The following is a 15401-nucleotide window of genomic DNA, read 5'->3' as shown; positions in this document are numbered from 1 at the left end:
CGGCCCGCGCCAAGCGCCCTGGTTCACCCCTTCAGCGCAGCCTCGATGGCGGCGATGTCGATCTTGCCCATCTGCATCATCGCCTCGAACGCCCGCTTGGCTGCCGCCCGGTCCGGGTTGGCGATGGCCTGGGTGAGGATTCGCGGGGTGATCTGCCAGGAGATCCCCCACTTGTCCTTGCACCAGCCACACACGCTCTCTTCGCCGCCGTTGGCGACGATCGCCTGCCACAAGCGATCGGTCTCGGCCTGGTCATCGGTCGCCACCTGGAACGAGAACGCCTCGTTGTGCTTGAACACCGGCCCGCCATTGAGGCCGATGCAGGGGATGCCCATCACGGTGAATTCGACCGTGATCACATCCCCCGCCTTGCCTGACGGGTAATCCGCCGGGGCTTGGTGCACGGCCAGCACCTGGCTGTCGGGGAAGGTGTTGGCGTAGAACTCGGCGGCCTCCTGCGCTGCGCCCTCGTACCACAGGCAGACGGTGTTCTTGGGGGTCATGGCTGCTCTCCGCGATCGGCTAAGAGCGTTGAGTCTAGCCGCTCACTACAGGCTGGCGATGGCCAGGGCCACCTGCTCGTCGCTTGCATCGCTGCCTGGATTGGCCTCACGGTAGGCCCGCAGCGCCTGCTCCAGGCGCGCGCCGCGATGGCGACCGGCGGAGCCGATGAAGGTCAGTGCATCGCCGTGGGCCAGCTCGAATACCTGCAGCGGATGGCTGGTGCTGCCGACCACGGCGGTCAGGACCAGGCTGAAGCCGACCGTGGTGTAATCGATCGGGTTGCCCTTGCCTTCCATGCTCCAGGCCGAGCTGGCACTGGCCAGGAGGGTCGCGATCAACAGTGCGCGCAATACAATCAAGAGGCTTTCCTTAGCAGTCTACAGGGCGGTCAGGGTACTCAGTTATGCGCGGCAGCAGTAGCCATTGAGCTGAGATTCGCCGCTATCATCACGTTAACCGCTGCCCCATCCGCAGCCTGGCCGGGCAACGAACCCGCTGGCGGGCCGGCGGTCCAACCCGTTCCCGTGTGCGAGAGAAGACCCATCGACCATGCATTTCGACCTGATCCAGAGCCTCAGCCTGGCCGGCAAGCCAGAAATCCCCAATGACGACCGCATCGGCAGCGCCGACCAGCATGCCTGGGTCATCGACGGCGCGACCGACCTGGGCCCACCCGGCCTGCTCGGTGCACGCGGCGGTGCGGCTTGGCTGGCGGCTGCCGCGCATAGCGCGTTCGGCGGTGCGTCCGGGGGTTTGCAGGCCGTCTGTGAAACGGTGTTCGACGCGGTGGCCGGCGCCTATGAGCGCGAGCGCCAGCGTGCCCCGGTGGCAGCATGGGAGCTGCCGCGTGCGTCGTTTGCCGCAGTCGCGCTGGAGGGCGATGCACTGACCTGCGCGTACCTGGCCGACTGCGTGGTGCTGCATCGCAGCGCCGAGGGCATTGCCTTTCTCACCCCCGCGCCCGACCGCGAGGCCGAGCGCGCCGAAGCGGCCGCGCTGGGCCCGGGCACCGGTGCTTACGGCGTGCGCACACCGGCCATCGTGGCCGACCGCAGAGCCGCCCGCGCACAGCCAAAGGCGGTGTTGAGCATCGACCCAGCGCAGTGCCGAGGCGATACCCGCTACGTCCGCACAACCGTCGCTCAAGGCGATGATGTGATCCTCATGAGCGACGGTTTCGCCGCGTTGTTCGACACCTACCAGGCCTACGACCCCGCCGGTTTTGTCGACCTGCTGCTAGAACGCGGGCTGGCTGAACTGGCCCTGGCCCTGCGCCGCATCGAGACCGAGGACGCCGCCTGCCTGCGCTACCCGAGGTTCAAGGCCAGTGACGACGCCTCGGCGATCTGGTTGCGCGTTGGCTGAACAGTGGTTGCTTTGTTCATGCCACTGACGGCAACTCAATCCGCTGCCGGGGCGGCCAGGGTCCGGTCGTCCAGGCGGATGCGGTTGCGGCCGGCACGCTTGGACTCATACAGCGCCTGGTCGCCCTGCTCGATCAAGGCCGCCAAGCTCGCCGGTGGGCGGTCGAACAGGTTGGCGCCGATGCTCAAGGTGACCGCCGCTGGCGTGGCATAGGACTGCGCGGCGAGTTGCTGGAACTGATCTCGCAGGCTGCTGCCGAGCTGGTGGACGCGCTCCGGCGAGGCATGGCCGAGCAGGATCACGAACTCGTCACCGCCCAGCCGCGCTGCCAGCGCGCTGGGCGGGAGCAACGCGCGGATCATCTCGCTGAGCGCGACCAGCAGCCGATCACCCGCAGTGTGCCCGTACAGGTCGTTGACCAGCTTGAAGTTGTCGATGTCGATCAACAGCAACGCCCCCGGCCGCGCCGCGCTGACGGCGTTGATCAGCCGTGGCGCCCGCACTTCCAGCGCCCGGCGGTTATACAGCGCGGTCAGTGGATCACGCGCGGCGAGCCGGGCGATCTGCTGCTCGCGGCGGTAGCGCTCGGTGCCGGTCATCGACAAGGCGATCAGCATGATCGCCATCGCCCCTTCGACCAGCGACACCTGGATGATCTCACCGCGAAACGCCGCCAGGTCGATCAGGCTGCCCGGCACCAGCGGCGGGACCATCTTGATCAGGTAGAACAACCCGTGCGCCAGCAGGACGAAGCGCAGTTGCACCGCGCCCACGCTCAACGACATGCCGTGCGGGCGCAGCAGGAAGCTGGCCCGAAGCGTCGGCAGCGCCACCAGCAGCGAGTTGGCGAGAAACATCAGCTTCGACCACTGCGGCCCCTCCGGCAACAACAGCATGGCCAGCCAGACCACGAAGATCAGGTACCAGGCGCGTGACAAGCGGGTTTCGGTAAAGCGCGCGACGCCCAGCAGGAAAAACCAGTGGGCCGTGACCAGCAGGCCGTTGGCGAACCAGATGCCGATCAACAGGTGACCGTTGCCGCGCAGCAAAGCCAGCGTGCAACCGACGGTAATGGTGGCGAATCCGGCGCTCCAGTACAGCAAGGAGGATTCGCGGACGGTGCGCCATTCGATCGCCAGGTACAGCGCCGCCGCGGCGGCAAGGGCGATAGAAATGGTCAACATCGTAGGTGGGTCGAGCGCCATGGAATGACGGGCCTGTAAGCAAAGTGAGGAAAAAACGGCGGATTGTAAACCAGGACATCGATGCCCTGCGCTGACATCTTGACGCACGGTTCAGGTCGCGCCTCAACGCCATGCATCTTCCGCACCAGCGGCGCGCCTGGGCGCTCACTTGATGCGCAGGATCAGCTGCCCAGGGGATGGGCCGCTCGGCGGATCGCTGCGTGCTCACGGGTTTGCAAGGACTGGGAGTGGGAGTGGGATTGGCGGTGGCCACGCGGCCCCTGACGCGGGGCCAGCACGCCCCACGCAAAGGTGCTCACACGCGCCTGCTGCCGGTCAGTCTTCGAGCGGCTTGGGCGGCGCTGAGGACTTGGACGGTTTGGCCGGTTTGCTTTCCTTGGCCTTGGGTTCGGGCGTGGCGGCGGCGACCGGCTCTGGCGCCGTCACGGCTTGCTCGGTGGCCGGTAGCTCATCGACCGCCTTGAAGATCACCTGCGGGTCGAGCTTGCTGCCGCTGTCGTCATCCTTGAGCACGTGACGTTCACCATCCTTGCCCACCAGGATCACCTTGGTGCCTTTGCTGGCGCCAAGCTTGAGCTCGCGGATCAGGGCCATGGTGGTCTGCTGCTCGAGGTTCTTGTCGTCACGCATGCCGACCATCTTGGCAACGCTGTAGACCACCAGCCCGCGGTCCCTGAACTGCTTTTGCGTGTCGGGGTCCTTGAGCGCTTCGTTGATGCCGCGCAAGGTGGGGTCGGCAGAGCTGGGGGCGATGATGACCAATGGCCTGGCCTTGCCCAGCTCCTTGGCCAACGGCGCATCACTGTCGGCCGCGAACAGGGGGCCCGCTACCGCGAGCAAGGTGGCGAGGGTCAGTGACCGGACAAGCATGTGCATCTCCTTAATGTCTCGATAAATCAGTGACTACAGATCATGGAGAAAAATCCGTGCTGGAGGTTAAACCCGCGGACCACGCCTGTGGCCAGGGCAAGGTAACAAACGATGTCCAGCGCCGCTCCAGTACAGGACGTCGACATCTCCGGAAAATGCCGACATCCTCACTGAGCATAGTTCAAACCCGCCGAGGGCAAGGCGCCTGGCCCGAGTCTTCGGCGGCCTTCAGCGCACGTTGATCGGCGAGTCTTCGGCGCCGGTCTCCAGCGCCTTGAGGGTCAGCTCGAGCATCAGGCCGCGCTCTGCGGCGCGCAGTTCTTCCTGGATCGCCTTGGCCTGCTGATCTCTGGCCAGGTCCGACAGGCCCTGATCCTGCAAGACACCATCGACACGCGTGTGAAAGGGCTCCGCCAGCTCGGCGAACAGCGCGCTGTGGCGGCGCTCCAGGTGCCGGCACCAGAAGCTGCGCTCGACCATCGATCGCGCCAGCCGTTCGGTGGTCTCGGCCTGCCGGATCTGCGCCTCGACCCGGGTGATGCGCTGCTCGTCGACACCCGCCAAGGGCCGAAAGCTCATGTCGCCGACTTCGATGGGCAGGTCGAGGCGATCACGCAGGCCCAGCCGGTAGGCCAGCCCGACTTCGCTCTGATCGGGGTTGCCACCGCGCTCGAGGATATCCTGCACGGCGAGACGATCCGCCTCATCCAGCCGCCACAGGCGTCGCCCCAGGTTGAGCAGCTCCTGCTCGGAGTTGCCCCCGGGGTTACTCTGCACGCGCCACACCCGAACGTTCACCTCAAGGTTGCTCAAGCACCAGGTGGCGCCGTCCTGGCAGCCCCACTCATCATTGGCGATGAGCAGCAACTGCTCACGCAATTCGGGCGAGGCCGCCATCTCCTGCAGCAGGCCGAGCACCCGCTGGGCCAGGGCATAGGCGTTGATGTGAAAGTCGGCGGACTGGGTCAGTTGCATGAGCACCCGGTAGAACCGCTCGGAGCGCTCACCTTCATCCACCGCCTCCCACGCCGCGATCAGCATCCCGCGATGGCGGGGGCCGACAGCATCGCCCCAGACCTGCCGGGCGCGGTCGAAGTAGGCTTCGAAGCGCTCGTCGTCCGAGGCTTCCACAGGCCCCATCAGCGCCTGCTGCAGGCGCGAGACCTCGGCGTTGGAGAGCGGATTGCCCGCCAGCCTGATGCGCCGCCTGATTGCCACCGGGAGCTGATAGTAGCGCTCGGGCAACAGCGCGATACGGTTGGAGCGCAGGTCGACGTAGAGCAGGTCCGGGTTATCCAGCACCGCATGGGGAAGGTGGCGAATGTTCGAAGCGCGCAGGTTCAACCAGCGCAACTGCTGCAGGCCACTCAAGGAAAAACCGCGACCCAAGGGGTTGTGCGAGAGGTCGATGTAGCGCAGCGCCTGGCAACTGGCCAAGGTCGCCGCCTGCCCCGAATCCAGCACGATGAGGTTGTTGGTCAGGGTCAGTTCGCGCAACTCGGGCATCTGTAGCAAGGGTTGCGGCAGACGGGTCAAACGGTTGCCGCCAAGGTCGAGTATGCGCAGACGCGAGAACGCCAACAGGAAGCTCTCGGGGATCGACTCCAGGTTCATCCTCAGCAGCGACAGCTCGGACACGTGCGCAAAACTCACCTGCGGCGCAATCTCCGGCAGCGCTTCAGGCCGGGTGTTGTACACCAGCACCCGAAAGTTGTCGGCTGCATCACCCAGCGCCTGCCCATCGACGGTGACCCGTCGCCAGCAGTCGATCAGCGTCGTGGCCAGGCTGACCCGCTCATCCTGCACGCTGCCATCAACCGCCCCGGCCCAGTCGTTCAGCCCCCGCCGCAATGCGGCCAACTCCCCGCGTGAGGCGTTCAGTGCGCTCTCGACCTCGCGCCCTGATTGCAGCACCCGGTGCACCCAGGCGCTCACCTGCTCCGTGGTGAAGGTCGGGTAGAGATCGCGCAGCATGGCCGTCAGCGACTGATCGCGCTGGCAGAAGCGGCTCGCCGAGCATCCCCCCAACGGGTAGCCCAGGCGACCCTCGGCCAAGCGCAGCGGCGGGCGAAAGCTGCCCGCGCGGCGCGTTGCGCTGAGCAACCGCTCGACCTCCGGGCGGCGCTGCACGGCCTGGCGCGTCACCAGCACCCTGAGGTTGTGCGCGAACGGCTCTGCGACCCCCACCGCGTCGCGCTGGGCAGGCCCATAGGCGGCCGCCAGCGTTGCAAACAGCTCGCCCCCCTCGCCCACCGCCTGGCCGAGGGGGTCGTGCAGAAAGAACTGTCCGTTCGCATGGACCAGGCTGCAGGCCTGCGCGCCCTGCGTGGTCGAGAGCAACAGCGGCCCACCGACCTGCCCCTCGAACAACTGCCAACGCACACCCGCGCTGGCCCCTGGAAGGTGGTCGAGCATGCCCAGGGCAACCCGCGCGAGGTCCGCGTTCTGCGGCATATCGAACTGCAACGCCTCATAGACCCTGGCCAGGCGAATTTCCAGCGCGCTGGCCCGGGCCGCCTCGGCCAGGCGCAAGGGTACCCGCCCACTGGCCAGCAGGCGCTGGCGATCGACAGCGCTGGCGGCACGCAACAGCTCATCGGCGGCTCGCCGATGCACGCTCGGAAACACCCGCCGCAGGGCTGCACTGGCACGGCTGTCAGGCGCCTGCAGCGCATCGTACAGGCCCTCCAGCAAGGGTCGGCGCAACGCCCGGCAATGCTCGGCGAGGGCCTGATCGGACAGGCCTGCCGCCCCTGCAAGTCGCTGCGCGTGCGCGAGCACCAAGGCATCGCCGGCCGCCTGGCCCGAGCGCAAACGGCTGACCACCGCGCGAATGCGCTGTTCGAGCACACAGCGCTGCACGCTGTCGAGCAAGCCCGCCTGCGGCGCCCGCGCATAGACATGCAGGGCGCGCAATTGATCTGCGCCCAGGTCATGGCACACCATCACCTCATCGATCTGGTCGTCGTCGAGCTCACGCAACTGACCGCCCAGGCGGCGGAACATGCGGTGGCGGTCCTGCCACTGCGCCGGCTGCTCGCTCCACAGCCGCCAGGCCCCGGCGCCATTGCTGCGCAGGGCGGGGGCGTGGCCGTGCCGGGCGAGCAGGTGCCACTGGCCATCGTCTGGGCGCTGAGCGACCGGGTAATGATGGCCGTCCATCTCGATCCACGCACGGCCCTGCCAATGGTGCACGCCGCCTGCGTCGACCGTCGACTCGGCGGGCGGTAGCGGGCTGCGAAAGCCGGTCAGGTCCTCCTGCCAGAGCTTGCTGCTGCCGTCCTCCAGCTGCGCCGGCATCATCCGGTCGACGACGGCCGAGCGCCGCCACAGCCGGCTGGCGAGCGTAGCGCCCGCGGCGATGGCACCCAGCACGGCCAGGTCCGTGGCAACGTTGACCAGGTGATCGAGTGCTTCGCCTGAATCTTCGTCACGCCAGGCCTGGATGCCCTGGTAGGCCTCGTCGAGCAGCTCCCAGGCGGTCACCGCCAGGAGCGCCAGGCCGATCGCCGGCACGAACAGCCCGGCGAGGTTGAGCAGGGTCCAGCCTTCGGCGGCGAGGCGCTCGTCATGGACCCGCTGGACCTCGCGATCGAGCGCTGCCACCGGCATGGCGATCATCGCCGCGTCGTCCTTGATCTGCGCAATGCGGGCGTCGGCCAGACGGTCGAACAGCGGTTGCGGACAGTCGCGAAGGTGCTCTGCAAGGCTGATATTGGCCCACACAGGGAGGTCTGCGTACGCCGGGATCACGGTGGCAAAGAAGCGCTGGCTGTCACGTCGCCGCACGAAGCGGCTGAAGAACTGCTGATAGGCCTTCACCCTCAGGCGGCGACCGATTTCATTGACCAGGTAACGCATGCTGCTGAACTGGCTCCATGGGCCGTGCGGATCACCCGGGATGTACAGCAGCACTTTGCGCGTGGTGTCGTACACGACGCCTTTCTCGACAACCTCGAACACGACGATCTGCTCGAGCCAACACCCCAGCAGTCGCAGTTGCCTGGGCAACACGAGGTCCCCCGCCAGGCGCCCGAGCGTGCCCTCGAGGCACATCTGCTTGACCAGTCGCAGCTCACTGTCGCTCAGTACATCGGTGTGCCGGGCGCGGTAGGCGTCCACCAGCATGCCGTAGCGGTAGCCACCGGCCAGCAGCGGCGCCACGCCGGCGGCGTCATCGGGCGGTGTGAGGATGCTGTCCAGGTGCCGCTGATAACGCTCACCCAGGTCCAGTTCGCGGCACAGCGCGGCAAACGCGGTGGCAGACGGCACCTGCCCCTGCCCGGGACGATTGACGAGCAAGCGATTGCCTGGAAACTGCCCTCCGACCTGGGCCTGCTCGGCCGTGAAGTTCTGCAGCGCGGCGTCGAGCAAGGTCACTTCGTCGTACACCAGCTCATGCAGGTGGCTCGCCACCGGCAGCAGGTTGATGATCGGGCCAGCACGACGGCCCTGGAGAAACTTCAGCGTGCGTACGTTGTAGCCGGTGCCGAAGCGTTGCGCGAAGGCATCGTCGAGGGCCGCGGCGGCGAACGCCTCTAACCCTGTGAGCCGCGCCAACTGCCCCCTGAGCTGCTGTTGATGGCTCAGGCTCAGGCTCATCGCCTGGGCCAGGTGTGCCCACTCCTCGACCGGGACCTGCTTCAACCAGTCGGGCAGTCGCCGGGCGATGAGTGCGTCCTGAAACGCTCGAGACGTTCTGCCCAGTTGCTCGAGCGCCGCTACAGAAGCGCCCTCGGGCGTCTCCCCCGTGTTCACTGCTGGTGTGTGGCCACCGCTCATGGTCGATGCCTCCGTCCGCTGAAAAACAGCAGCCTAGGGATCGCCAGGCAAGACAAGCGCTAGATAGTTACCACCTCGTCAGAACAGCAGTAACTGGCGGTCGGTCAGTGCGGCGAAGTCATCGCCCACGAACGGCAGGATGGCGTCCGCCACGGGTTGCAGCTGGCGGCTCAGGTAATGGTCGTAGTCGATCGGCGACTGCAGGTTTTCCAGCGGCTCGGGGCCCGCCGTGGTGATGATGTAGCTGATCCAGCCGCCGCGCTGGTATTGCCGCGGACGGCCCAGGCGCAGGTTGTATTCATCGGCCAGGCGCGCGGCGCGCACATGCGGCGGCACGTTGCGCTGGTAGTCGGCGAGCGGTCGGCGCAAGCGCTTGCGGTAGATCAGCAAGTCGTCCTGTTCGCCGGCCAGGGTGCGCCGCACATAGTCGCGCAGGTAGTCGCGGTAAGGCTGGCCACGGAAGATCCGCTCATACAGCGCCTGCTGGAACTGACGCGCCAGCGGCGACCAGTCGGTGCGCACCGACTCGAGGCCCTTGTAGACCATCTGCTCATCACCGTCGGCGCGCCGCACCAGCCCGGCATAGCGTTTCTTGCTGCCCTCCTCGGCACCCCGGATGGTCGGCATCAGGAAGCGCCGGTAATGGGTTTCGAACTGCAATTCCAGCGCGCACGCCAGGCCCATGCTCTGCTGCAGGTGCTCGCGCCACCAGTGGTTGACCTTGGCCACCAGGTCGCGGCCGATACGCGCGGCGGCCTCCTCGTCATGGGCGCTCTTGAGCCAGACGAAGGTCGAGTCGGTGTCGCCGTAGATCACATCGAAGCCCTCGGCTTCGATCAGGGTGCGGGTCTGGCGCATGATCTGGTGGCCGCGCATGGTGATCGACGAGGCCAGGCGCGGGTCGAAGAAGCGACAGCCGCTGGAGCCGAGTACCCCATAGAAGGCGTTCATGATGATCTTCAGGGCCTGCGACAGCGGCGCGTTGTCGGCGCGCTTGGCGGCCTCGCGGCCTTGCCAGACCCGCTCGACGATCGCCGGCAGGCAGTGCCGGCTGCGCGAGAAGCGCCCGCCACGAAAGCCCTCGACCGAGTGCGCGTCGTCTGGCTGGCTGAGCCCTTCGACCAGGCCGACCGGGTCGATCAGAAAGGTACGGATGATCGACGGGTACAGGCTCTTGTAGTCCAGCACCAGCACCGAGTCGTACAGGCCGGGGCGCGAGTCCATGACGAAACCGCCGGGGCTGGCCTCGTCAGGCTGGCTGCCGAGGTTGGGCGCGACATACCCCAGGCGGTGCATGTGCGGGATATACAGGTGGCAGAAGGCGGCGACCGACCCGCCACTGCGGTCCACCGGCAGGCCGGTGACGGTCGAGCGTTCGAGGAGGAATTCGAGCAGCCGGGTGTGGGCGAAGATCCGCGTCACCAGCTCGCAGTCCTTGAGGTTGTAGCGGGCCAGGGCCGGCTTGTCCTCGGCGAACATGCGGTTGATTTCGTCCATGCGCTGGTACGGCGTGTCGATCGCCTTGCCCTCGCCGAGCAGGGTCTGGGCGACGTTTTCCAGGCTGAACGAGGGGAAGCTCCAGGTCGCAGAACGTAACGCCTCGATGCCGTCGATCAGCAACCGGCCGGGTGCATCGACGAACACATGGTTACCGCCGGAATGAGCGCGCAGGGTCATCGGCGCGCCCTTGCGCCCCAGCGCCAGCGGCACCTGCAGGCGCTGGGCGTGCTCGTGGAGCAGGCGCAGGTCGAACTGCACCAGGTTCCAGCCGATGATCGCATCGGGGTCGTGCTCGGCCATCCACTGGTTCAGGCAGTGCAGCAGTTGCGCGCGGTCTTCACAGTAGTGCAGGTCGAAGTCGACCGCGCTGGCGTCGCCGTTGGCCGGGCCGAGCATGTACACCTGGCGCTGGCCGCACCCTTCCAGGGCAATGCTGTAGAGCTCGCCGCGCTCGGTGGTCTCGATGTCCAGCGAGACCAGGCGCAGCGGCGGGCGGTAATCGTTGTGCGGCTTGAGCTGCGCGTCGCAGAGCACGCCGTGGGCGTCCGGGCGGCCGCCGAAGAGCACCGGGGCGGTGATGAAGCGCTCCATCAGGTAGCGCTCCGGAGGGCGGATATCGGCCTCGTAGACCTCGATGCCAGCGGCGCGCAGGCGCTGCTCGAGGTTCATCAGCTGGCGATGCTGGCGGCAGTACAGGCCGAGCACCGGGCGTTGCTCGAAGTCGCGCAGGCGCAACGGCTTGAGCTCGACGCCCTGCTCGTTCTTGAGCAGCGCGCGGGCGTGCGCGGCGAAGCTTTCAGGGATGAACGCCACCGATTCCTGGGCGGCCAGGCGCAACTGGCGAGGGCCATCGTCGGTGGCCAGCCAGAACTCCACGCATGTGCCCTCGGGCGTGTCATGCCAGTGCCGGGTGAGGACGAACCCCTGCTGCAACTCCACCGCGTCGACCTTGTGTGCCTGGATAGAAGGCGATTCTACCCTGTTGTGTCGGCGCCGGCCTCATCGCGGGCAAGCCCGCTCCTACAGGGGTCGCGGTGAAACCTGTAGGAGCGGGCTTGCCCGCGATGAGGCCATACCCGCACTGACGATCATCGCCCTCCCGCGACAAACCCGGCACGCCGCCCGGCCAAGGCCAGCATCCCGGCCAGGGCGATCGCCACCAGCACCACACTGCCAAACGCCGAAACCCCGCTGCCGGTCAGCAACAACCCGCCCGCCACACCGCCCAGGGCGATGGCGCTGTTCCACACGGTCACCAACATCGACTGGGCAACATCCACGCCCTCGCCCGCCGCATCGGCGCAGGCGGTTTGCAACAAGGTCGGCGCGCCGCCGTAGGTCAGCCCCCACAGCGCCACACTCAGGTGCACTGCCCAACTCGACGGGGCGTCCTGGGCCAGTACCAGGGTCGCCACGGCAAACCCCGCCAGGCTCAGCAATACCAGCAAACGCAGGTGACGATCGACCCACAAGCCGACCAGCGCGATCCCCGCCAACGCCGCCAGGCCAAAGGTCAGCAGTACCAGCCCGGTGTCGGCCGCCATGCCCGCGGCCGCGAGCAACGGCACGATGTAGGTGTAGAGGATGTTGTGCCCCAGCACCCAGGCCAGGATCACCAGCAACACCACGGCCACGCCCGGCGTGCGCAGCACCTGCCAGGCGCCCGGCCGCTGCCCCGCGACCTGCCCGGGAAAATCCGGCACCGCACGCAGCACCCAGACCGCCAGCAGCACTGACGCCAGCATCACCAGCACGAAGGTCGCGCGCCAGCCCAGCCACTCACCGAGCCAGGTCCCCAGCGGCACGCCGAGCGACAGCGCAATCGGCGCGCCGACCATCGCCACCGCCATGGCCTTGCCCTGGCGAGCTACCGGCACCATGCGCCGGGCATGCCCGGCAATCAGGCCCCAGGCCAGGCCGGCGGCCGCACCGGTGAGAAACCGCGCAACCAGGGTCAGGCCGTTGGACTGGGAAACGGCAGTGAGGCCGTTGAACAGGATGAACCCGACAATGGCCAGCAGCAGCGTGCGCCGGCGCCACCAGCCCTGGGTCAGGGTCACCAACGGGATCGCCGTAAGCAGCGAGCCGAGCGCGTAGGCGGTGACCCACTGGCCGGCCATGGCCTGGCTGATGTGCATGCCGTCGGCGATCTGGCCGAGCAGCCCGGCCGGCAAGGTCTCGCTGAGAATCGCGATAAACCCGGTCATGGCCAGTGCCAGCAGGCCGCTGAACGGGAGCCGCTGGTCGACGGGGACGGAATCGGCCGGTGCCGCGAGGGCCGATGGGCAAGTCTGGTGCATGGCGAGAAGCCTCCTGATAGATGAATCGACAGGCGAGCATCTTGCGACCCGCAGGCATTGCGGATAAAGACGGGTAGAATGCCGTTCACTACGGACACCGATGTCCGCAATCAGGAGCAGTGGATGGACAGCCTCAGCGGATTTCTGGTGTTCAACCGCGTCGCCGAAAGCCGCAGTTTCGTCGCCGCCGGCCAGTCGCTGGGCATCAGCGCCTCAGCGGTGGGCAAGCGGGTCGCGCGTCTTGAAGCCCGCCTGGGGGTACGGCTGTTCCATCGCAGCACCCGGAGCATCACCCTGACCGCCGAGGGCTCGCTGTTTCTCGAGCGCAGCCGACGCATCCTGGCGGAGATCGAAGCCACCGAGCAGGAGCTGTCCCAGGCCAGCGAAACCCCGCGCGGACGCTTGCGGGTCAGCCTGCCGCAGGTCACCGGCCTGGTGATGCCGGCACTGGCCGAATTCATGGCGCTGTACCCAGAGGTCGAGCTCGACCTGGACTTCAGCGACCGCATGGTGGACATCGTCGGCGAAGGCTTCGACGTGGTGATGCGCGGCGGTCAGCCGCTGGATTCGCGGCTCAATGCCAAGTTTCTCGGGCACTTCCAGCACCGCCTGGTGGCCTCGCCGGAGTACCTGCGCGCCAGCGGCAACCCGGCCCACCCGCGTGAACTGGTCGAGCACACCTGCCTGCATTACCGCTTCCCCAGCAGCGGCAAGCTGGAGGCCTGGCCGCTGCGCCGCGAGCACCCCGAGCAGGCCTATGACATCCCGACTTCGATGATCTGCAACCACGTCGAGACGCGCATCTGCTTTGCCATCAACCACCGCGGCATCACCTGCCTGCCAGACTTCAGCGTGCGCAAGGAACTGGCCAGTGGCAGCCTGGTGAGCGTGCTCGAGGACTTCATGGAGCGGCGTGGCAGCTTCTACCTGCTGTGGCCGTCGGGGCGGCAGATGCCGCCCAAGCTGCGGGTGTTCATCGACTTCATGCTGCAACGGGTGTTCTGCGCCGACCCGCTCAACCGTACAGGTAGTTGATCTCCTTGGAGGCCAGCGGTGGCACCTGGGCCAGGAGGAAATCGCGCAGCTTGTGCATCTGCCGGTCCTTGGGGCTGGCCTTGAGCCAGGTCATGTAATAGCCGTCACCCGTGGCCACGGCATGCTTGAACGGCATGACCAGGCGCCCGGCCGCCACGTCGGCGCTGGCCAGGACCAGGTCGACCACCGAGATGCCCAGGCCCTGCTGCGCCGCCGAGATGCCCTGGTCGAGGGTGTCGAACACCTGGCCCTGATCGATGCTGATGTCCAGTGCGTCCATCCGTGCCAGCCAACGCCGCCAGTCACGCCGGTCGGTCGAGGGGTGGAGGAAATCGCACTGCGCGAGTGCCGACAGCTCCGGTGCGTCATCCGCCAGGTAGTCGGGGTGGCAGACCGGGATCAGCCACTCGTCGAACAGCTTGAAGCTCTCTACATCGGCCGGAAAGCGGCCGTTGGCCAGGAGAATCGCGCAATCGTAGGGCTCGGAGTAGAAATCGACGGTGTCGATGTCCATCCACACGCTCGAGAGCTGCACGCTGCAGCTGTTTTCGGCCTTCTTGAAGCCATCCAGCGCCCGCAGCAACCAGCGCACGGTCAGCGTTGACGGGGCTTTCAGGCGTAGCCCGTAGCGGTCCTGGCGCAACAGCGCGCAAGCGTTCTCGATGATCTTGAAACCCACCTTCAGCTCCTGCGCCAGCAGCCGGCCGTGCTCGGTCAGGCGCAGCTTGGGCCCACGCCGCTCGAACAGGTCGCAGCCAAATAGCGACTCCAGGGTCTTGATGTGATGGCTGACCGCGCCTTGGGTCAGCGCCAGCTCTTGCGCGGCGCGGGTGAACGAGCCGTAGCGCGACGCCACTTCGAAGGCGCGCAGGGCGTGCAGGGCCTGAATCCGTTCTGACATCGAGGGGCTTCCCGAGCATGAGTAAGACTAATAGTAGGTCATAGTTCCAGGCGTTTTACAACTGCGAGTCGTTCTCAGAAAATGCTTGAAAACAATAAAACCATAGAGCGAAACCGCCTATCAGTGTGCGGAAATGATTATTAGAACTCCTGGGGAAACCATGTTTACGGGTTATGGAAATTGCTATCGCCTGGATGCGCTAGAGCTGGCCGACGAACATGTCCAGAACACACACCACTGGACGTACAGGACCCTGCAACACTTTCGCGAAATACTCGCCAACCCCGAATTTCCCTGCCTGTTTGGACGCAAGGCAGTGGCTGCCAAGACCTGCCACATCGTCTTCGCCAGGGCCGAGCACATGGCCGACGACATGGCCAAGGGCCTGGGCGACTATGTGCGCACGATCGAACCGATCGCCCTCAAGCAACGCATCGGCACCCCGCTGCTGGTGTTTCTCGAAGCCGCCACCGACACCACCCTCGAGCAGCAGCAGGCACTGGCCTGGAAGGTGCTCCAGGGCGTGCACGCGCGCGACCCGCAGCCCTGGCCGCAGGACGTCCCAGGCGACCCGCACGACAGCCAGTGGTCGTTCTGCTTCGCCGGCATGCCGTTGTTCATCAACATGAACTTCCCCGGCCATCGGCTCATGAAGAGCCGCAACCTGGGCGACAGCATGGTCTTTGTGATCAACCCGCGGGAGAGCTTCGAGGAAGTGGCCAGCGCCCTGACCGAAAGCGGCCAGCGCATCCGTGGGCGGATTCGCGAGCGGGTGCGCCATTACAACGACGGGGTCGTGCCCGACTCCCTGGGCTATTTCGGCCAGGACGACAACTACGAATGGAAGCAGTACCAGCTGCAGGAGCAGGGCTCACTGAACCCGGCCCGCTGCCCCTTCCACGCCCACGTGGCACCCGACACACTGACCGAGAACTGACT

At 66.7% G+C, this 15401-nt stretch carries 11 protein-coding genes; 3 read left to right on the top strand and 8 right to left on the bottom strand.

The features are described from left to right. Positions 1 to 23: 23 nt before the first annotated feature. Both CCOS865_RS11915 and CCOS865_RS11910 read right to left on the bottom strand, forming a co-directional pair. Positions 24 to 503: a VOC family protein gene (locus CCOS865_RS11915; protein ID WP_119140918.1), complete on the bottom strand. Its 480-nt coding sequence runs from the start codon at positions 501 to 503 to the stop codon at positions 24 to 26. 45 nt (positions 504 to 548) lie between these two features. Next, a complete protein-coding gene (locus CCOS865_RS11910) occupies positions 549 to 863 on the bottom strand; it encodes a DUF2388 domain-containing protein (RefSeq protein WP_244216089.1) in 315 nt (104 codons plus the stop codon). Positions 864 to 1053: 190 nt separating this feature from the next. Between CCOS865_RS11910 and CCOS865_RS11905 the strand changes: the two genes are divergently transcribed. Continuing rightward, on the top strand, positions 1054 to 1869 hold the full coding sequence (locus CCOS865_RS11905) for a protein phosphatase 2C domain-containing protein (RefSeq protein WP_119140916.1): 816 nt from the start codon (positions 1054 to 1056) through the stop codon (positions 1867 to 1869). 35 nt (positions 1870 to 1904) lie between these two features. Here CCOS865_RS11905 and CCOS865_RS11900 read toward each other — a convergent pair whose 3' ends face one another. The 5 genes from CCOS865_RS11900 to CCOS865_RS11875 form a co-directional block, all read right to left on the bottom strand. Further along, on the bottom strand, positions 1905 to 3074 hold the full coding sequence (locus CCOS865_RS11900) for a GGDEF domain-containing protein (RefSeq protein ID WP_119140914.1): 1170 nt from the start codon (positions 3072 to 3074) through the stop codon (positions 1905 to 1907). Between the two features lie 315 nt (positions 3075 to 3389). After that, complete coding sequence (locus CCOS865_RS11895) at positions 3390 to 3944, bottom strand: DUF4174 domain-containing protein (RefSeq protein WP_119140912.1); 555 nt, start codon at positions 3942 to 3944, stop codon at positions 3390 to 3392. A gap of 228 nt (positions 3945 to 4172) precedes the next feature. Beyond that, on the bottom strand, positions 4173 to 8726 hold the full coding sequence (locus CCOS865_RS11890) for an NEL-type E3 ubiquitin ligase domain-containing protein (protein WP_119140910.1): 4554 nt from the start codon (positions 8724 to 8726) through the stop codon (positions 4173 to 4175). Positions 8727 to 8804: 78 nt separating this feature from the next. Next, complete coding sequence (locus CCOS865_RS11885; protein ID WP_119140909.1) at positions 8805 to 11165, bottom strand: DNA polymerase II; 2361 nt, start codon at positions 11163 to 11165, stop codon at positions 8805 to 8807. A gap of 149 nt (positions 11166 to 11314) precedes the next feature. Further along, a complete protein-coding gene (locus CCOS865_RS11875; protein WP_119140907.1) occupies positions 11315 to 12526 on the bottom strand; it encodes an MFS transporter in 1212 nt (403 codons plus the stop codon). Between the two features lie 123 nt (positions 12527 to 12649). Here CCOS865_RS11875 and CCOS865_RS11870 point away from each other — a divergent pair, with 123 nt between their 5' ends. Further along, positions 12650 to 13561, top strand: a complete 912-nt coding sequence (locus CCOS865_RS11870; protein WP_119140906.1) for a LysR family transcriptional regulator — start codon at positions 12650 to 12652, stop codon at positions 13559 to 13561. Here CCOS865_RS11870 and CCOS865_RS11865 read toward each other — a convergent pair. Beyond that, positions 13542 to 14462 carry a LysR substrate-binding domain-containing protein gene (locus CCOS865_RS11865; RefSeq protein ID WP_119140905.1) on the bottom strand — a complete coding sequence of 307 codons (921 nt, stop codon included), beginning with the start codon at positions 14460 to 14462 and terminating at the stop codon, positions 13542 to 13544. The genes CCOS865_RS11870 and CCOS865_RS11865 overlap by 20 nt on opposite strands. Before the next feature lie 160 nt (positions 14463 to 14622). Here CCOS865_RS11865 and CCOS865_RS11860 point away from each other — a divergent pair, with 160 nt between their 5' ends. Continuing rightward, positions 14623 to 15399: a YqcI/YcgG family protein gene (locus CCOS865_RS11860; RefSeq protein ID WP_119140904.1), complete on the top strand. Its 777-nt coding sequence runs from the start codon at positions 14623 to 14625 to the stop codon at positions 15397 to 15399. Positions 15400 to 15401 lie beyond the last annotated feature (2 nt).

The sequence above is a fragment of the Pseudomonas reidholzensis genome, from assembly GCF_900536025.1.
In the GTDB taxonomy this organism is placed as follows: domain Bacteria; phylum Pseudomonadota; class Gammaproteobacteria; order Pseudomonadales; family Pseudomonadaceae; genus Aquipseudomonas; species Aquipseudomonas reidholzensis.
Note: the sequence above shows the minus strand (reverse complement) of the source record. Positions and strands in the feature narration are given on the sequence as shown.